The sequence below is a fragment of the Achromobacter sp. ACM04 genome (assembly GCF_014851465.1).
Classification (GTDB): Bacteria; Pseudomonadota; Gammaproteobacteria; order Burkholderiales; family Burkholderiaceae_B; genus Achromobacter; species Achromobacter aegrifaciens.
The window spans coordinates 289,104-308,354 of sequence record NZ_JACUZS010000006.1; the positions used below are offsets into that span (position 1 = coordinate 289,104).

13 protein-coding genes are annotated in these 19,251 nt (G+C 67.7%); 2 read left to right on the forward strand and 11 right to left on the reverse strand.

What is annotated here, in order from left to right; genetic code table 11:
- Positions 1-28: 28 nt before the first annotated feature.
- Entirely contained in the window at positions 29-2,074 is a 2,046-nt protein-coding gene (locus tag IB259_RS29810; RefSeq protein ID WP_225590530.1) for a TonB-dependent siderophore receptor, read from the reverse strand.
- 321 nt (positions 2,075-2,395) lie between these two features.
- Positions 2,396-2,920 carry a MarR family winged helix-turn-helix transcriptional regulator gene (locus IB259_RS29815; RefSeq protein WP_192330941.1) on the reverse strand — a complete coding sequence of 175 codons (525 nt, stop codon included), beginning with the start codon at positions 2,918-2,920 and terminating at the stop codon, positions 2,396-2,398.
- Positions 2,921-3,086: 166 nt separating this feature from the next.
- Between IB259_RS29815 and IB259_RS29820 the strand changes: the two genes are divergently transcribed.
- Together IB259_RS29820 and IB259_RS29825 are read left to right on the forward strand one after the other, a co-directional pair.
- Positions 3,087-4,061 (forward strand): Bug family tripartite tricarboxylate transporter substrate binding protein, encoded by a 975-nt coding sequence (locus tag IB259_RS29820; RefSeq protein ID WP_054453116.1) that lies wholly within the window; start codon positions 3,087-3,089, stop codon positions 4,059-4,061.
- A gap of 10 nt (positions 4,062-4,071) precedes the next feature.
- Complete coding sequence (locus tag IB259_RS29825; RefSeq protein ID WP_192330943.1) at positions 4,072-5,640, forward strand: sulfatase-like hydrolase/transferase; 1,569 nt, start codon at positions 4,072-4,074, stop codon at positions 5,638-5,640.
- 57 nt (positions 5,641-5,697) lie between these two features.
- Here the strand turns inward: IB259_RS29825 and IB259_RS29830 are convergent, their stop codons facing one another.
- The 9 genes from IB259_RS29830 to IB259_RS29870 all read right to left on the reverse strand — a co-directional run bounded on the left by IB259_RS29830 (position 5,698) and on the right by IB259_RS29870 (position 19,227).
- Complete coding sequence (locus IB259_RS29830; protein ID WP_192330945.1) at positions 5,698-7,395, reverse strand: AMP-binding protein; 1,698 nt, start codon at positions 7,393-7,395, stop codon at positions 5,698-5,700.
- A 48-nt stretch (positions 7,396-7,443) separates the two neighbouring features.
- Positions 7,444-8,034 (reverse strand): chalcone isomerase family protein, encoded by a 591-nt coding sequence (locus IB259_RS29835; protein WP_192330947.1) that lies wholly within the window; start codon positions 8,032-8,034, stop codon positions 7,444-7,446.
- A complete protein-coding gene (locus IB259_RS29840; protein ID WP_054453108.1) occupies positions 7,998-8,543 on the reverse strand; it encodes a PaaI family thioesterase in 546 nt (181 codons plus the stop codon). The genes IB259_RS29835 and IB259_RS29840 overlap by 37 nt, the downstream gene beginning before the upstream one ends.
- A gap of 17 nt (positions 8,544-8,560) precedes the next feature.
- Entirely contained in the window at positions 8,561-9,760 is a 1,200-nt protein-coding gene (locus IB259_RS29845; protein ID WP_175164306.1) for an acetyl-CoA C-acyltransferase, read from the reverse strand.
- 1 nt (position 9,761) lies between these two features.
- Positions 9,762-12,152, reverse strand: a complete 2,391-nt coding sequence (locus IB259_RS29850) for a 3-hydroxyacyl-CoA dehydrogenase/enoyl-CoA hydratase family protein (protein ID WP_192330949.1) — start codon at positions 12,150-12,152, stop codon at positions 9,762-9,764.
- Between the two features lie 62 nt (positions 12,153-12,214).
- Positions 12,215-13,537 carry an OmpP1/FadL family transporter gene (locus IB259_RS29855; RefSeq protein WP_054453102.1) on the reverse strand — a complete coding sequence of 441 codons (1,323 nt, stop codon included), beginning with the start codon at positions 13,535-13,537 and terminating at the stop codon, positions 12,215-12,217.
- Positions 13,538-13,613: 76 nt separating this feature from the next.
- Positions 13,614-15,572, reverse strand: coding sequence for a 3-hydroxyacyl-CoA dehydrogenase NAD-binding domain-containing protein (locus IB259_RS29860; protein ID WP_054453101.1), 1,959 nt, complete (start codon positions 15,570-15,572; stop codon positions 13,614-13,616).
- The gene (locus IB259_RS29865; protein WP_175214139.1) at positions 15,569-16,864 is read right to left on the reverse strand and encodes an acetyl-CoA C-acetyltransferase; all 1,296 of its coding nucleotides are present in this window, start codon (positions 16,862-16,864) and stop codon (positions 15,569-15,571) included. Before IB259_RS29865 ends, IB259_RS29860 begins: the two co-directional genes overlap by 4 nt.
- A gap of 14 nt (positions 16,865-16,878) precedes the next feature.
- Positions 16,879-19,227 (reverse strand): acyl-CoA dehydrogenase, encoded by a 2,349-nt coding sequence (locus IB259_RS29870; RefSeq protein ID WP_054453097.1) that lies wholly within the window; start codon positions 19,225-19,227, stop codon positions 16,879-16,881.
- Positions 19,228-19,251: the final 24 nt, after the last annotated feature.

Here is a 19,251-nt window from a genome sequence, read left to right on the forward strand (position 1 = left end):
GTTCCCAGGCCCGGAGGCAGTTCCGATTTTAGAAGCGGTAGGCGCCGCTCAGCATGACGGTGCGGCGCGCGCCGTAGAAGCAGTCGCCGCGATCCAGGCAGACCACCTCATAAGTGCGGTCCGCGATGTTGTTCACGTTCAGCGCATAGCGCCAGGGACCATTGTCGTAGCTGAGCATGGCGTCGAACAGCGTGACCGCCGGGGTTTCCGGGGCGCCACCGTCGCGGAACGCCGACAGGTAGCGCACGCCCGCGCCCACCGCGAAGCCGGGCTGGCCGGCCAGCGCGAAGCGGTACTTGCCCCACATGGAGGCGATGTGCTTGGGCTGGGCCTCAAGCTGCGGGTCCAGGTCGGTGTAGATATAGTTGGCGATCACGTCCAGTTCCTTGGTGACGCGGCCGCGCAGTTCCAGTTCCACGCCGCGGGTACGGGTCTTGCCGGCCTGGATCTGGTTGTTGGGATTGTCCGGGTCGTTGGTCTGGCGATTTTTCTCGCGCAGGTCGTAGGCGGCCGCGGTGAATTCGATGTCGGCGTCCTTCGGCATGTACTTGATGCCAGCCTCCACCTGTTTGCCGCGCATGGGCTTCCAGCGCTGGTTGTAGAAGTCGGCGCCGGCGATGGGCGTGAACGATTCGCTGTAGCTGAGGTAGGGCGACCAGCCGTTGTCAGCGGCATACATGAGGCCGAAACGCTTGGTGGTGGCCATGTCGGTTTCCCGGTCCTGGCCTTCGGTGGTGCTGTCGGCGCGGTCGCGGCGGATGCCGGCCAGGAAGATCCAGTTCTTGTCGAATTTGATCTGGTCCTGCGCGTAGAAGCCGATCTGCTGCTGATTGATCTTGGGGTTGTCCGACAGTTCGTACTCGGGCACGTTGCCGTACACGGGGTGGTACAAGTTCAGCGGCGAGCCCGCGCCGCTGGCCGTCTGGCTGGTCTCGCGGTAGCGCGAATAATCCATGCCGAAGATCACCGTGTGCTCCGTGCGGCCCCAGTTCAGCTTGCCTTCCACGTTCTGGTCCGCCAGCAACGTGCGCATGCGCGGCTTGTTGACATAGAAAATGCGGTCGACGGTGGTCTGTTCCGGATCGATGTAGGAATCGCCGCGGCGCGCGCCGTAGACGTTGGGATAGAGCGTCTTGTAGTCGACGCTGCTGACCGTATTGCGGAAGTTCTGCCGCACCTTCCAGGTGTCGTTGAACTGATGCTCGAACAGCCAGCCGACGCTGAACTGCTCCGTGTCGTAGGCGTCGAAGCCCGGTTCGCTGGCGAAGCGACGGGTCGGGATGCGGCCGTTGGGATTTTCCTGCACCGAGCCGCTCCACGGCAGGAAGGATTGCGTGGTGCCGGCGCGATCCTTCTGCCAGGTGGCCTGCAATGTCAGCGAGGTGGCTGCGCTGGGGCGCCAGGTCAGGGACGGCGCCAGCATCAGGCGGTCGTCCGGCGCGTATTGGACCTGGGTATCGCTGTCGCGTCCCACGGCGATCACGCGGTATAGCCACTGGCCGTCCTCGCTGGCCGAGCCCGTGAGGTCGGCCTGGATTTCGCGGCGGTTGTGATTGCCCAGCACCACGCCGATTTCGCGCTGCGTTTCCTCCTGCGGGCGTTTGCTGACCAAGTTGACGATGCCGCCCGTGCTGCCCTGTCCGTACAGCATGGAGGCGGGGCCGCGCAGCACTTCCACGCGCTCCATCGCATAGACCTCGGTGCGCGGGTTGTTGAAACTGAAGTACTGGCGCAGGCCGTCCAGGTACTGCACCGGCTCCACGCCCCGGACGCGCACGTAGTCGGCGCGGTTGTCCACGCCATACGCGTTGGGGCGCACGCCGGCCGCGTAGTTCATGGTGTCCTGGATGTTCTGCGCGCCCTGGTCCACGATCTGTTCACGCGGGATCACGGTGATGGCCTGCGGCGTTTCGGACAAGGGCGTGTCGGTCTTGGTCGCGGTGGCGCTGCGCGTGGCGACGTAGCCTTCTACCGGACTGGTCGCGGTTTCGCCGGTGCCGGTGACCTGCACGGCGGGCAGGATGGTGGCGGGTTCGCCGGATGCGGCGGGCTGGGCCTGCGCTGCGGCGCCCATGCAGGCGGCAAGCGCGGCGGCAGCAGGCAACAGGACCAGCGGCCGCGCGCGCCGGGCGGCGGGATCAGGGTGGCGTTTCAATGGATTTCCCCTTCGGCCTGAGTTCGGCCGATTTTGGATGCAAATGACAACGATAACTATTATTAATTTAATAGATCAAGGATGTCAGAAAATCCGCGGTCCGCAGATGTAAAAAAGCCGTGCAAAGCTTGCCGGGCGGTAAGGTGGACGACGAAAAACGCCGTCCTATCAGTAGCTTGGCGAGGTCTGGGAAAGGCGCGAGGGAGCCGCTCGCCTGTTGGCGAGGCGCGACAGAACGGCTCAGGCGTGGCGCGGCCGGCGGGTGCCGCCGTCGCGCCGGCTGGCTTTTTCCGAGACGATATTGCCCTCGGCCATGTGGCGGCCGCGCTGTTCGATGCGGCCCAGAAGGTCGCGCAGCAAGGCGACCTCGTCGGCGCTCAGGTCCTGCACCAGCAGGTCGTTCAGGTGCGAGACTTCGGGCAGCAAGGCGTCGTACAGGGTGCTGCCTTCGGCCGTGGCTTCCACACGCACCACGCGGCGGTCGGCGCTGTCGTGCAGGCGGCGCAGCCAGCCTTTTTCGCATAGCGCGCCCAGGGTGCGCGAGGTGCGCGCCAGATCCAGTTTTGCAGCGGCTGCCAGTTCAGCCGAACTCATGATGCCGCCCTCGACGGCACAGGCCAGCACCCGCCATTCGCGCCGCGTGATGCCGAAGCGTCCTTCGCACAGGCGCAGGAATACGGGATTCGATTGCGACCATGCCTGGTATAGCCGGTACATCAGCATGTCCGAAAGCTGGCGCTGCCCGGACGCGGAATCGGTCGGCATGGCGTCTCCTCCTGGTGGTGTTGCAGTTCGCGCTGCATATCGTTATGGGAAGTCCTGGATTAGATCAACAAATACGGGCGTTGCTAAAGTCAATTTTCCTATTTGAGTATCGGCCAGGCAGTGACAACCATAATCGACAGCGGGCCGCTGTCTCCAGGAGTTGACCATGCGTAAATGGATATCGGGCGCTGCCGCGGCGGCAATACTTGCGGGGGCCGCACCGTTGGCCGGCGCGCAGCAGGCCCCGCTGGACGGGACGCTGACGGTGGTGGTGGGTTATCCGCCAGGCGGCAGTTCGGACCGCATTGCGCGGCTGGTCGCGGACCGGCTCAAGGATCGGGTAGGCGTGCCCGTGGTGGTCGAGAACAAGACGGGGGCGGGCGGCCGCATCGCGGCGCAGGCGCTGCACACGGCGCCGGCCGGCCAGAACGTGCTGATGCTCGCGAACCCGGCCGTGATGGTGGTGGCGCCGCTGGTCTATGCCCAACCGGGCTACGACGCGCAGCGCGACTTCAAGCCCGTGTCGCTGGTCAGCAGCTATAAATTTGCGATGGCGGTGGCGGCGAATTCGCCGATCCAGGACCTGGCTGGCCTGCGGCAGTGGCTGAAGGCGAACCCCAAGCAGTTCGCCGTCGGCGTGCCGGCCACCGGCAGCCTGCCGCACTTCTTTGCGCTGATGCTGGGACGCGAACTGGGCCAGGAGCCGGAAGTGGTCGGATACCGCGGATCGGCGCCGCTGATTTCCGAATTGATAGGCGGCATCCTGCCGCAGGGCATAGACACGCTGGACACCTTGCTGCCGCAGCACCGCGCCGGCAAGATCCGCATCCTCGCCGTGTCCGGCGAGGCGCGCGATGCCGAACTCAAGGACGTGCCCACCTTCAAGGAAAGCGGGGTGAACCTTGCGGCAAACGGCTGGAATGCCTTCTTCGCACCGGCAGCGATGCCGCAGGCCAAGGCGGACAGGCTGGGCGCGGACATCGCGGCGGTGTTGCGTGAGCCCGCCATGCAGGAGGCCGTGCGCGCAGCCTACCTGGAGCCGGTATCGCTGGATGCGCGCGGCACAGCCGACGCCTTGACTGCGTACCGCGAGCAGTGGGAGCCCGTGGTGCGTGCATCCGGCTTCACGGCCACGCAATAGGAGGACGACGATGAGCGATGTGCAGAACGTGCTGTTCATCATGGCCGACCAACTGCGGGCCGACCACCTGAGCTGTTATGGCCATCCTTATCTGCAGACGCCCAGCCTGGATGCGCTGGCCGCGCGCGGGGTGCGCTTTGACCGCGCCTTCGTGAACTCGGGCGTGTGCGGGCCTTCGCGCATGAGCTACTACACCGGCCGCTATCCCTCGCGCCACGGTGCCACCTGGAACCGCGTGCCGTTGTCGGTCAACGAGATCACGCTGGGCGAATACCTGGCGGGGCAGGGCCGCGAACTGGCTCTGGCCGGCAAGACTCACATCATCCCCGACAAGGCCGGCATGGAGCGGCTGTCGATCGATGGTTCCTCGGAGCTGGGCGCGCTGCTTGGCCGCGGCGGCTTCACCGAACTGGACCGCTACGACGGCCACCACACGCCGGGCGACGAAAGCGGCTATCCCGCCTTTCTGCGGCGCCACGGCTACGACAGCGCGGACCCCTGGACCGACTACGTGATCGCCGCGGTCGACGCCGCGGGACAGGTGGTCAGCGGGTGGAACATGCGCAATGCGCACCTGCCGGCGCGCGTGGCCGAGCCGCATTCCGAGACCGCCTACATGACGGACCAGGCGCTGGACTTCATGAAACGGCGCGGCAGCCAGCCCTGGGTGCTGCATCTGAGCTACGTGAAACCGCATTGGCCCTACATGGCGCCGGATCCCTACCACAAGCGCTACACCCCGGACCAATGCCTGCCAGTGCGGCGCAACCATGAAGAACTGGAGAACGCGCATCCGGTGGTCGCGGCCTACCGGCAGCAGGAAGAGAGCGTCAGCTTTTCGACCGACGAATGCGTGCGCGTGGTGCGTCCCGCCTACCAGGGCCTGATCCGGCAGCTGGACGACCATCTGGGCCGGCTGTTCGACTACATGGAAGGCGCGGGCCTGATGAAGAACACGCTCATCGTGTTCACCGCGGATCATGGCGATTTTCTCGGCGACCATTGGCTGGGCGAAAAGGAGTTGTTCTACGACACCGTGCAGCGCGTGCCCTTCATTGTCATGGACCCCTCGGCTGCGGCCGACGCCACGCGCGGCCGCGCGTTGGACGACATGGTGGAAAGCGTGGACCTGGTGCCCACGGTGCTGCGCGCGCTGGGCAAGCCCGGACCCGGCCATCGGCTGGAAGGCCGCGAATTGCAGACCTTGCTGCACGGCCGCGATGGCGCGACTCCTTGGCGCGATTGCGTGTATTCGGAGCTGGACTACAGCTTCCGGCAGGCCCGCCTGTTGTGCGGCAAGACGCCGCAGAACGCCCGCGCCTGGTCGGTGCGCACGGACCGCTGGCGCTACGTGTACTGGCTGGACGAGCGTGAACAACTTTTCGACCTGCATGCCGATCCGGACGAGTTCCAGGACCTGGGCGCGAGCAGCGCGCATGCGCAAACGCGCCTGGAGCTGCGCCAGCGGCTGCTGGAATGGATGCTGCGCGGCAAGCGCCGTACCACCATCAGCGACGAGGCCGTGGAAAAGGCGACCAACGCCCACAAGCGGGCCGGAGTGTTTTTCGGGCAGTGGTAGGCAGGGCTGGCCCCAGCCGCCGGCCCGCGTTCGGCGCGAGCCGGCGGCTGTCCAGTCTTAACCCGGCTGCCGGACTTGCGCCTGCACGGCTTCCTGCGCCGCCGGTTTCAGTTCGCGGCGCAGGATCTTGCCGACGTTGGTGCGGGGCAGGTCATCGCGGAACTCGATGTAGCGGGGCACCTTGTAGCCCGTTAGCTGCTTGCGGCAATGCGCGATCAGGGTCTCGGCGTCCAACGCCGGATCCTTGCGGATCACATACAGCTTCACGGCTTCGCCTGAGCGCTCGTCGGGCACGCCCACCGCCGCCACTTCGCGCACGCCGGGATGCAGCGCGGCCACGTCCTCGACCTCGTTGGGATAGACGTTGAAGCCGGACACCAGGATCATGTCCTTCTTGCGGTCCACCAGGAACACATAGCCCTTTTCGTCCACGTAACCCACGTCGCCGGTACGCAGGAACCCGTCGGCATACAGGACCAGCGCGGTTTCGTCGGGCCGTTGCCAGTAGCCCTGTGTGACCTGGGGACCGCGCACGCAGATTTCGCCGGTCTCGCCCACGCCCAGTTCTTGGCCCGCATCGTCGCGGATGGAAATGTCGGTGGATGGCACGGGCAGGCCGATGGAACCGGTGAACTCCTGCACGTCCAGCGGATTGATCGTGACCGCGGGCGAGGTCTCGGTCAGGCCATAGGCCTGCGCCAGTGAGCGGCCGGTGACGGCGCGCCAGCGGTCGGCCACCGAGCGCTGCACCGCCATGCCGCCGCCCATCGTCAGGCGCAGCCGCGAGAAATCCAGGCGCGCGAAATCCGGGTTGTTGAGCAGGGCGTTGAACAGTGTGTTCACGCCCGTGAAGGCCGAGAACGGCACCTTGCGCATTTCCTTGACCAGCCCGGGAATGTCGCGCGGGTTGATGATGAGCAAATTGCAGGCGCCCATCTTCATGAAGGTCAGGCAGTTCGCGGTCAGCGCGAAGATGTGATACAGCGGCAAGGCGGTCACGATGCACTCCTCGCCTTCGGTCACCAGCGGCCGGACCCAGGCATAGGCCTGGCTCAGATTGGCTACCAGATTGCCGTGGGTGAGCATGGCCGCCTTGGCCACGCCGGTGGTGCCGCCGGTGTATTGCAGGCAGGCCAGGTCGCGCTGGTCCAGTTCCACTTCCGTGAAGGGCGCGGCGGCGCCGGCGCGCAGCGCATCGCCCAGCCGGATGGCGCCGGGCAGCGACCACGCGGGCACCATGCGCTTGACGCGGCGGACCACGAAGTCCACCAGGCGTCCCTTGAGCGGTCCCAGCAGCTCGCCGATGGACGTCACCACCACGCGTTCTATCGCGGTGCCGTCCAGGGCCTTCTGCACGGTAGCGGCAAAGTTGTCGGCGACCACGATGACGCGGGCGCCCGAATCGGCCAATTGGTGCTGCAGCTCATGCGGGGTATAGAGAGGGTTGCAGTTGACCACCACGCAGCCGGCGCGCAATGCGCCGAACAGGCATACGGGGTATTGCAGCAGGTTGGGCATCATGAGCGCGACACGGTCGCCGCGGCCCAGGCCGTTGGCGTGCAGCCAGGCCGCGAAGTCGCGCGTCAGCCGGTCGAGCTCGGCGTAGCTGAGGGACTTGCCCATGCTGATGTACGAGGTCTTGTCGGCGTAGCGCCGGCAACTTTCGCGCACGACCGACACCAGCGTCGTCACGCCGTCCATTTCGATGTCCGCAGGCACGCCCGCGGGGTAGCTTTTCTGCCAGATTCGTTCCATATGCCGGATTTCCGTGTGTGGCCTGTACAGCAAGAGAGCCTTTGGGCCCTAGCCGCCCAGCAGGGCTTTTTTCAGGGAGGCTTGCGCGGGCTTGTCGCCCAGCCAGACCCTCAGCAGGGCGCGCGCGAACGCGGGGCTGTCGATGCGGCCTTGCGGCTTGCCGTTATCGGAGACGGCGACGCCGCGGGCGTCGAAATCCAGGTCGACCACGTCGCCTTCGCGCACCGCGCCGATTTCCGCCATCAGGGCGGACAGGCGGGCGGCCGGCGCCTTCAGCTCGGCCAGCTCTTGCGCTGATGTATTGTCGCGCAATCCGTCCTGCAGGGCTTCGTCCAGGCTTTTGCTGTCGACGTCGCGCAGCAGCAAGAGGCGCATGCGGCGCGGCTCGTCGCTGTTGACCAGCGCAGCCGCATCGCCGCTTTTCGCGGTGGCGTACAGCGCCGCCACGTAGACCTTGACGACGAACTTGGTGCGCACGCCGGCGCCGTTCAGCACCAGCGCGCGGCCGCCTTCCGACAGGCTGTCCGGAACGCGCAGGCCGGCGACTTCGACGTCGGCGGCCTGTGCGGGGGCGCCGGCCAGGCAGGCGGCAAGTATGAGGCTCAGGGCGGCGATTCGCCCTCCGGGGATGCGACGCATGATTCTCCTCCAGTGTTCTTCTGCTTGTAGAACTTCTTGTCTGCGATATAGATCGTGCGTTCCACGACGGCGTAGACCACGCCGTCTCGGTCCTTGAGTTCCACCGTATAGGTCCGGGTGGTTTCATGGTCGCGCGCGAGGATTGCGCGGATTTCCGCGATTTCGTCGGGCGGGAGCCGGAAGTCCACATACAGCGTGGCGTACGCCGGCTTGCGGAAGCGTATGGTGGCCGCCTTGTCCCACACGATGTGGTCTGCGCCCAGCGCGGACATCAGCATCGTGGGGTGGGCGCCGTCGGTCACCGCGAACAGCGAGCCGCCGTACATCGAGCCGACGATATTGCGGGTGCGCCGCAGCAGCGGCAGCTTGATGCGGATGTGATGGAAATCCGCGGATACATGCACCACTTTGCCGCCGGTGGCGCGGAACGCGGGATGCAGGTTGAAGCCCACCCGCATCAGGCGCGCCCGCCAGGTCGGCGACAGGTTCTTGAACCAATAGGGCTTCATGTTCCGCGCCGCTCCGCCTACATCGCCTCGAACAGGCCGGCCGCGCCCATGCCGGTGCCGATGCACATGGTCACCAGGCCGTACTTGCCGCCGGTGCGACGCAGGCCGTGGGTCAGGGTGGCCGTTCGGATCGCGCCCGTGGCGCCCAACGGGTGGCCTAGCGCGATTGCCCCGCCCAGCGGATTCACCTTGGCCGGATCCAGCTTCAGCTCGCGGATCACCGCCAGCGATTGGGCGGCGAAGGCCTCGTTCAGTTCGATCCAGTCCAGCGCGTCCTGGCCGATGCCGGCGCGTTGCAGCACCTTGGGGATCGCGGCGACCGGGCCGATGCCCATGACTTCGGGCGGTACGCCGGCCACGGCGAAGCCGGCAAAGCGCGCCAGCGGGCTCAGATTGAATTCGCGCAGGATGCGGTCGGACACCAGGATCACGGCGGCGGCGCCGTCGGACATCTGCGAGCTGTTGCCGGCGGTGACGCTGCCGCGCGCGGCGAACACCGGCTTCAAGCGGGCCAGCGCCTCGGCGCTGCTGTCCGGGCGGGGACCTTCGTCCGTCTCGACCAGGCGGCGCGCGACGCGCACCGTGCCGCTGGCGTCGCCGGGCTGGCGCGACACCGTTTCATAAGGCGTGATCTCGGCGCGGAAGTGGCCGGCGGCGATGGCCGCGCAGGCTTTCTGGTGCGAGGCCAGGGCGAAGGCGTCCTGGTCCTCGCGCGAGACCTTCCAGCGTTCGGCGACCTTCTCGCCGGTCAGGCCCATGCCGAAGGCCATGCCGATGTTTTCCTGGTGTTCGAAGATGGCGGGGTTCATCGACACCTTGTTGCCCATGATCTGCGGCATGGCGCTCATGGATTCGGTGCCTGCGCCGATCATGATGTCGGCCTCGCCGGTGCGGATGCGCGCCGCGGCATCGGCCACCGCCTGCAGGCCTGATGCGCAGAAGCGGTTCACGGTGACGCCGGCCACGCTTTGCGGCAGGCCCGCGAGCAACAGGCCGATGCGGGCCACGTTCATGCCTTGTTCGGCTTCCGGCATGGCGCAGCCGGCAATGACGTCATCGATGCGCGCGGCATCCAGGCCCGGGACCTGCGCCAGCGCGCCATTGAGCGCGGCAGCCAGCATGTCGTCGGGACGGGTGGTGATGTAGGCGCCGTTGCGCTTGCCCACCGGCAGGCGCGTGGCGGCGACGATGTAGGCGTCTTGAATCTGCTTGCTCATGTCAGTTCCTCAGGGGCTTGCCGGTGTCGAGAGTGTGGCGGATGCGGGCCTGGGTTTCAGGCGTGCGCAGCAGCGCCACGAATTCCTTGCGCTCCACGGCCAGCAGCCATTCCTCGTCCACCTTGGCGCCGGTGTCGACCTCGCCGCCGCACAGGGCCACGGCGGCGCTGCGCGCCACGCGGTAGTCGTGCGCGCTGATCATGCCGCCTTCGCGCATGTTGACCAGCACCATTTCAAAGTTGGCGATGCCATTGCGGCCCGCGACCGGAATGTCGCGCAAGCGGGGCGGCGGCGTGTAGCCGGCCTCGGCCGCGGCGCGGGCCTGGCCGATGGCGACGTACAGCAGCTCGTCCGGATGGAACACGACGATGTCATGCTCGCGGGCGAAGCCCGTGGCGATGGCTTCCAGCGCGCTCTTGGCGACCTGCGCCGTGGCGATGGTCTGGAATACCGGTTGCAGATAGGGGAAGACCTCGCCCGGCGTGGCTGTCTTGGCGGCCAGCGCCGCGGCGCGGCCGGCGAATTCCTTGCTGCCGCCGCCGGCCGGAATCAGCCCGACGCCGGCCTCGACCAGCCCGATATAGCTTTCCAGCGCCAGCACCCGGTGCGAGGCGTGCATCAGGAATTCGCAGCCGCCGCCCAACGCCATGCCCTGCACGGCCGCCACGGTGGGAATCTGCGCGTACTTGAACGACTGCGAGGCGCGCTGGAACTTTTCAACCGTGGCCTCCAGCATGTCCCATAGCCCGGCGGCGCAGGCCTCGGCGACCTGCTGCAGGTTGGCGCCCACGGCGAAGGGCGCGTCATGCCAGATGACCAGCCCGTCGTATTCGCGTTCGGCGCGCGCCACCGCCTGCAGGATGCCGTCGAGCACTTCCGCGCCCAGGGTGTGGTTCTTGGAGGTGACCGAGAGGATGGCCACGCCGGCGTCGACCCGCGGCAGGTTCCACAGGCGCACGCCTTCGTTTTCCCAGATCGTGACGCCGCGCTCGCTGGCGCCTTCGCCGTACACACGCTCGGGGAACAACTGGCGGCGGTACACCGGCAGCGTCGAGCGCGGGCTCAGCTGGCCGGTACGCGCGGAGTAGGAGCCTTCGGGCGCATGCACGCCGTTGCGGCCGGGTTCCAGCGCCCAGGCCGGCAGCGGCGCGTCGCTCATGGCCTGGCCGGCGGCGATGTCCTCGGCCACCGCGGCGGCGATGGCCTGCCAGCCGGCGGCCTGCCAGGTTTCGAACGGACCTTGGGCCCAGCCGAAGCCCCAGCGCATGGCCAGGTCCAGGTCGCGCGCATTGTCGGCCACGTGTTCGAGTTGCACGGCGCTGTAGTGGAAGATGTCGCGGAACAGGCTCCAGAGGAACTGCGCCTGGGGATGGCTGCTCGCGCGCAGCGCGGCGAAGCGCTTGCCCGGGTCGCGTTCCTTGAGCAGGGCGGCGACTTCGTCGGCCAGCTTGCCGGCGCTGGGCACATAGTCCTGCGCCTTCAGGTCCAGCACCTGGATTTCGCGGCCCTGCTTGCGGTAGACGCCCGCGCCGGTCTTTTGCCCCAGTGCGCCCTTGGCGATCAGCGCGGAGAGCCACTCGGGCAGCTTGAAATAGCGGTGCCAGGGGTCGTCCGGCAGGTTCTTTTCCATGGTGCCGACCACGTGCGCCAGCGTGTCCAGGCCGACCACGTCGGCCGTGCGGTAGGTGGCGCTCTTGGGGCGGCCGATCTTCGGGCCGGTCAGGGCGTCGACCTCATCGAAGGCCAGCCCCAGGCGGGCCGTGTGGTGCATGGCTGCCAGGATCGAGAACACGCCGATGCGGTTGGCCACGAAGTTGGGCGTGTCCAGCGCGCGGATCACGCCCTTGCCCAGGGTCGAGGTCAGCCAGGTTTCGAGCTGATCCAGCACGGCGGGCTGGGTGTGCGAAGTGGCGATGATTTCCACCAGCCGCATGTAGCGGGGCGGATTGAAGAAGTGGATGCCGCAGAAGCGGTCGCGCAGGCCCGCGGGCAGGGCGTTGGCCAGCGCGTCGATCGACAGGCCCGATGTATTGGAGGCGATGATGGCGCCCGGGGCCACGTGCGGCGCGATGCGCTCGTACAGCGCGGTCTTCCAGTCCATGCGCTCGGCGATGGCCTCGATGACCAGGTCGCAGCCTCGCAGGCGTTCGAGGTCGTCGTCGTAGTTGGCGGGCGTGATGTACGCCAGGCGCGCCGCGCCGGCCAGGGGCGCGGGCTCCAGCTTCTTCAAGCCGGCGATCGCTTTCTTGACCGTGCCGTTGCGGTCGCCTTCGGGGGCGGCCAGGTCGAACAGCGTGACGGGCACGCCGGCATTGGCCAGATGGGCGGCGATCTGCGCACCCATGACGCCGGCCCCCAGGACGGCGACGTGTTTGACGACGAACTTGCTCAAGGCAGTCTCCTGAAAAAAACGAATGGCGGGCCGGACCGGGCCGGACCGCCATCCGGGGCGGGTTAGAAGCGGGACGACAGCTGTATGCCCAGGATGTGGGCATTGCTGTCATAGGTGCCCGCCACGCGGCCCTTGGTCAGCTGGTTGCCGGACGTGGTGTCGATGTCCGTCTTGCGCAGGTAGAGATAGGTATAGCCCACGTCCAGCGTGGTGTCCTTGGTGGCCTGCCACTGAATACCGGTCGAAAGCCAGTAGCGGTCGTTGTCCGGCAGCGAGGTCGGACGGTCGGCTTCCTTGTACACGGGCGATTGGTCGAAGGCGACGCCGACCTTCCACTTCCAGTTGGGCGCGAACTTGTAGTTGGCGCCCAGCGCGACGCGCCAGCTGTCGCGGAAGTTCAGCGGCAGGTCGTCGTCGCGCGCACCCGGCCCCGAGTTGCGGATCTTCAGATTGGGAATGCTGCTCCAGCCGGTCCACGAGACGTCGCCCAGCAGTTCCCAGCGTTCGTTCAGCTGGTGCGCCGCGCTCAGGATCAGGGTGTCGGGCAGGGACACGGTGGCCTTGGCGTCGAACGACACCGAGTTGCCGCGCGGATAGATGCTGGTGATGTCGGTGTCGCCCTTCGCGGTGTGCTTGATCTTCGAGCGGTAGGACAGGCCGATGCGGGTGTCTTCGGTGGGTTGCAGCATGAAGCCCACGTTCCAGCCCCAGGCATCGCCCTTGAGATTCAGGTCGGCGTCGCCGGTCGTGCCCAGCGGCATGCCGGGAACCGGCAGCACGGTCTTCTTTTTGTAGTTGGCGTCGATGTGCTGCCAGTTCACGCCAAAGCCCATGGAGAACTTTTCGTTGACCTTGTAGGCGATCGAGGGGTTGACGTTGATCGTCTTGATCTCGAACTTGTTGGAGTGGTACTGGCCCACCCAGCCGTCGTCGTACTCGGTCATGAGCCCGAACGGGGCGCCCACGCCCAGGCCGATGAACCATTGCTCGTTCAACTGCCAGGAGGCGTACATATTGGGCACCACGCCGAGGTTGCCCGCGTCGCCGCCGTTGCCGCCGGTCGGGCGCGATCCGCCCAGGCCGGTGCCCGGCAGGCCGGGAATGCTGGGGTTGCGGCTGTCGCCGTTGTCTGAAAACTTGAATGACGGCTTGATCAGGTTGACGCCGCCGGACACATTGAAGCCGGGCAGGTAGGTCATGCCGGCCGGGTTGTAATAGATGATGCTGGCGTTCTCCGGATTCGCCGCAGAGCCTGCATAGGCGTTGCCCAGGCCGCTGGCGTTCTGCTCCAGGAGCTGAAAGCCGGCCGAGTGCGTTGCCGTGGATGCGCCCAGGCCGACCACGAGGGCCGACAAGGTGCTCAGGGACAATGAACGTCTGCTCATGGTACTGCCTCCTCGTGATGGATGATGTCTCTATGGCACTGCCGGTCTTGTCGTTCCGGTTTAGGTTGTACAGGTCCTAATCGGCCTCAGCCGGTCTTATACTCCGCACCGCGTTGCTGCTTTGGTAATGCAAGGGACCGCCCGTGAATGGCGCGAACCCCGTTCCGAAAATCACGCCCGCGTCGGCCAGGTCGGCGTCGGCGACGATGCCCGCATCCACGCGCTGGCGCGTGGCGTCGATCAGCGGTTGTATCAGGCGCTGCGCCAATCCGGCGGGCGCGCCGGACTGGCTGGCGCCCTTGACCGGTTTGCCGTCGCGCCAGGCGTAGAAGCCGCGGCCGCTTTTCTTGCCCAGGTCGCCGCGCGCCAGGCGCTCGGCCAGGCAGCGCGGCGGCTCGGCGCCGCCAGCAAGTTCCGCGCCCGCCGCACGGGCAATATCCAACCCCACGGTATCGGCCAGCTCCAGCGGCCCCATCGGCATGCCGAATGCGACCATGGCCGCGTCCACGGCTTCGGGCGCCAGGCCCTCGTCCACGCTGCGCATGGCCTGCAGCATGTAGGGCGCCAGCACGGCGTTGACCAGGAAGCCCGGCGCGCTCTTGACCGGCAGCGCCAGCTTGTCGATCTGACCGACGAAGGCGCAGGCGCGGGCTTGCGCCTCGTCCGAGTCGCCGTCGGCGTGCACGACCTCTACCAGCGGCATCTTGGCCACGGGATTGAAGAAGTGGATGCCAACCAGCCGTTGGGGCTGCGCCAGATCCGCGCGCAAGGTCTCCAGCGACAGGCTGGAGGTGTTGGTGGCGAGCAGCGCATCGGCCTTCATGCGCGGCTCCAGCGCGCGGTAGAGCGCGCGCTTGGCTTCGGGCTGTTCGCTGATGGCTTCGATGACGATGTCGGCCAGCGGCACGCCGCCGCCTGCGGGATCCGGCACCAGGCGGTCGAACGCCGCGCGCGCGAGTCGCGGATCCTTCAGGCGGCGCGAGAACAGCTGGGCGGCGCGCTTGATGGCGGGCGCGATGCGCGCCATGTCCTGGTCCTGCAAGGTGACCGTCATGCCCTTGAGCGCGCACCAGGCCGCGATGTCGCCGCCCATCACGCCGGCGCCGACCACGTGCACGTGGCGCGCGGGCGCAATGCCGGCCTGCTTGCCGTTGGCCTTCAGCCGTTCCTGCAGGCGGAACACCCGCAGCAGGTTGCGGGCGGTGTCGGAGGAAATGATGCGCTCGATCAGCGCAGGCGCCTGCAAGGCGTTGCCGCCATGCTTTTCCCAGATCTCGACGATGGCGGGCGCGGCCGGATAGTGGCCCAGGGGATCCTTGGCCGCGATCTGCTTGCGGGCGCGGTTGGCGACGATGGCCTTGAGCGGCCAGCGGTTGGCCCAGGCGCCGAGGCCGCGCGCGCGGCGTGGCGCCTTGCGCGACAGCACGGTCTGGCGCGCGGCGGCCAGCAGCAGGCGGGGCGGCACGCGCGCGTCCGCCAGGCCCAGCGCCGCAGCGCGGCGCGCGTCGGCGCCTCGGCCGGTCAGCATCATGTCCAGCGCGGCCGGTGCGCCGATCAGCCGCGGCAGGCGCAGCATGCCGCCCCAGCCGGGAAAGATGCCGAGCATGACTTCGGGCAAGGCGAGCGACGTGCCCGGCTGGTCCGCCACCAGGCGGTAGCGGCAGGCCAGCGCGAGTTCGAGCCCGCCGCCCAGGCAGTGGCCCTGGATCAGGGCCAGCGTGGGATAGCGCACCGCGGCCAGTCGGTTGAACAGGTCCCATCCGCGCGCCACCAGCGCGCGTGCCTGCTCGGGCGTGTCCAGGCTGGCGAATTCATTGACGTCAGCGCCCACGACAAAGCCCGTGGATTTGCCAGACCGGATCACCAGGCCCGCGGGCGGGGCCGCGTCCAGCGCGTCCAGCACCACCGCAAGTTCGCTCATGGTGTCGGCGGACAAGGCATTGACCGCGCTGCCGGCGCGGTCGAAGGTCAGCCACGCCAGGCCGTCGGCATCGCGCTCCAGGCGCCAGTGCGCAAGCGTGTCGATAGTCGTCATGAGCGGTCCTCGTCCAGGGTTTCGACCAGCATCGCGCCGCCTTGGCCGCCGCCGATGCAGATGGCCGCCATGCCGCGCCTGTCGCCGCGGCGCTTGAGGGCCGCCAGCAGGTGCAGCACGATGCGGGCGCCGGAAGCGCCCACGGGATGCCCGATGGCGATCGCGCCGCCATCGACGTTGAGCCGGGCCGGGTCGAGGTCGCCCCAGGCCGGCGTGCCGAAGTGTTCCTGGCAATAGGCATCGTCGCGCCAGGCCGCCAGGCAGCCTAACACCTGGGCGGCGAAGGCCTCGTTGATTTCCCACAAGTCCAGGTCATTGAGGCCCAGCCCGTGGCGCTGCAGGATGGGCGTGGCCGCATGCACCGGCCCCAGGCCCATCTGCGCGGGATCGAGGCCGGCCCATTGGCTGTCGAGGATGCGGCCCAGCGGCCGCAGGTTCCATTTGCGCACCGCTTCCTCTGAAGCGAGGACCAGCATGGCGGCGCCGTCGGTGACTTGCGAGCTGTTGCCCGCGGTGATGTTGCCCCAGGGCTTGTCGAAGACGGGTTTGAGCTTGGCGAGCTTCTCGGGAGTGGAGTCGTCGCGCACGCCGTCGTCATCGGGATACAGCTTGCCCTGCGTGTCGATCAGCGGCGAGATCTCGCCAAGGGCGCCGGCCGCGCGGGCCGCCAGCGCGCGCGCATGGCTCTGCGCCGCGTAGGCGTCCATCGCGGCGCGGTCGATGCCGAAGCGGGTCGCGACGTTCTCGGCAGTCTGCCCCATGGACAGGCCGACCACCGGGTCGGTCAGACCCTTGAGCAGACCGATGACGGGCGCAAGATTGCGCAGACGGAAACGGCCCAGCGCCGCGAGCTTGGCGCCCGCGCCGCGCGCGGCATACCAGCTGGCCAGCCAACGTACCATCTCGTCCGAATACAGCACCGGCGCGCGCGACAGCGCATCCGTGCCGCCGGCCAGCACCAGCTCCGAACGGCCGGACTGGATGTTGGCCACCGCCGAATCCAGCGCTTGCATGCCCGAGGCGCAATTACGCATGACGGTCCAGCCTGGCACCTTGTTGCCGCAGCCCAGGCGCAGCGCGATCACGCGGCCGATGTTCACTTCGTCGGGCGAAGGCGCGGCGCAACCCACGATGACCTCGTCCAGGTCGGTGGGCGCATAGGGCTGGCGCAGCAGCAGGGCGCGTCCCGCCTGCACGGCGAGATCGCCGGCGGAGAAGGGGCCCGGGCCGGTGCGCGCCTTCAGGAAAGGCGTGCGGGCGCCGTCGACGACGTAAACCGGTTTGAATGCCATCCGATTCCTCCTGTTCAGGCGGCCCTGCGTTCGGCGGCGGGGCTGCCCTGGTCCGCGGCGCGCAAATCAAAGGGGAAATCATCCACTTTCACCACCGTGTCGCGCAAGCGGTTGCGGCGTTTCACCACTGCATATTCTTCGGCGGTGATGCCGCCGATGGCGAAGGCGGCATCGGCGATATCGCGCACGTTGGCCTGTGGATTGCCGTCAAGCGCGCCGCGCTTTTCGAGTTCGCGGATCTTGGCTTCGATGGGCTCGGCATCCAGTGTGGCGGCCAGCGCCAGCTCGATCGCGCCCACCGGCTCGGCCTCGGTCGCGGGCAGGTGGCAGCCGGCGGTCAGGCGGTCGCGCGTCGCGCTGGGATTGATCAGCAATCGCGCCACGTCCTGGCCCAACTGGTCCGAGGGCAGGGCTTGCGTGCGGCCCCAGGGGAAGACCAGGCGGCGCAGGCTCCAGGCCACGAAACGGTTGGGGTAGTTGTCCAGCACGCCTTCGACGGCTTCCTGCAGCTTGTACAGCGCGTCCTGGATGGACCAGTGCGCCAGCGGCGCGTCGGCCGCCTGGCGGCCTTCGTCTTCGAAGCGCTTGAGCGTGGCGCTGATCAGGTACATCTGCGACAGCACATCGCCCAGGCGCGCCGACAGGCGCTCGCGGCGCTTGAGGCTGCCGCCCAGCACCAGCATCGAGGTGTCCGCCAGCAGCGCGAAGGCGGCACTGTAGCGGCTGAGCAGCTGGTAGTAGCGCTTCATCTCGGGAGCGACATCGGCGTTGACGCCGACCCAGCGCGCGCCCGTGAGCGCCGTGCCCAGCGCGCGCAGCTTGTTCTTCGCGACGAAGCCCACGTGGCCCCAGAAGGCGCGGTCGAAATCGTCCAGGCCCTGCTTGCGGTCGGACGATTGCGCGGCCTGCATTTCAGCCAGCACGTAGGGATGGCAGCGGATCGCGCCCTGGCCGAAGATGATCAGGCTGCGCGTGAGGATGTTGGCCCCTTCCACCGTGATGCCGATCGGAATCTGCTGGTAGGCGCGGCCCAGGAAGTTGGACGGGCCCAGGCAGATGCCCTTGCCGCCGATGACGTCCATGCCGTCGTTGACGACCTGGCGCGCGCGTTCGGTCACGTGGTACTTGACGATGGCGGACACCACCGATGGCTTTTCGCCCAGGTCCACCGCGCCTGCCGTCATGCTGCGCGCGGCGTCCATCATGTAGGTGTTGCCGCCGATGCGCGCCAGCGCTTCCTCCACGCCTTCGAACTTGCCGACGGGCGTGCGGAACTGGCTGCGCACGCGCGCATAGCCGCCCACCGCCCGGGTCGTCAGCTTGGACATGCCGGTGTTGGAGGAGGGCAGCGAGATCGAGCGTCCCGCCGCCAGGCATTCCATCAGCATGCGCCAGCCCTGGCCGGCCATGGCGGGACCGCCGATGATGAAATCCAGCGGCATGAAGACGTCCGCGCCGCGCGTGGGGCCGTTCATGAACATGGCGTTCAGCGGGAAATGGCGGCGGCCGGTGTCCACGCCCGGATGGTCGTGCGGCACCAGCGCGCAAGTGATGCCGAGGTCTTTCGCGCCGCCCAGCAGGCCGTCGGGATCGTACAGGCGGAACGCCAGGCCCAGCAGGGTGCACACAGGCGCCAGCGTGATGTAGCGCTTGTCCCAGGTGACCCTCATGCCTATCACTTCGCGGCCCTGCCATTCGCCCTTGCAGACGATGCCGCTGTCGGGGATGGCGGCGGCGTCGGAGCCGGCCCAGGGGCTGGTCAACGCGAAGGCGGGCACTTCCTCGCCGCGCGCCAGGCGCGGCAGGTAGTGGTTCTTCTGGTCGTCGGTGCCGTAGTGCAGCAGCAGTTCGGCGGGGCCGAGCGAGTTGGGCACCATGACTGAAACCGCCAGCGCCGACGAGCGCGTGGACAGCTTGGTCACGATTTCGGAATGGGCATAGGCCGAGAACCCCAGGCCGCCGTATTCCTTGGGAATGATCATGCCCAGGAAGCCCTGGGTCTTCAGGTAGCTCCAGACCTCGGCCGGCAGGTCGTGGCTTTCCTGCGTGACATGCCAGTCGTTGACCATGCGGCAGGCCTCCTCGGCCTGGACGTCGAGGAAACGCTGCTCGTCATCGTTCAGGCGCGGGCGGGGATAGGCCAGCAGGCGGCTCCAGTCGGGCCGGCCGCGGAACAGTTCGCCTTCCCACCACACCGTACCGGCCTCCAGCGCATCGCGCTCGGTGTCCGACATCTGCGGCAGCACCTTGCGGTACAGGTTGAAGATCGGCGCCGACAGCAGGGCGCGGCGGATCGGACGTACGCCCAGCAAGACCGCCGCCAGGAGCGCGACGATGACCAGAGCGTAGATGACTGCGTTCATTTTCTTGTCTCCGTGGAGGTTCTG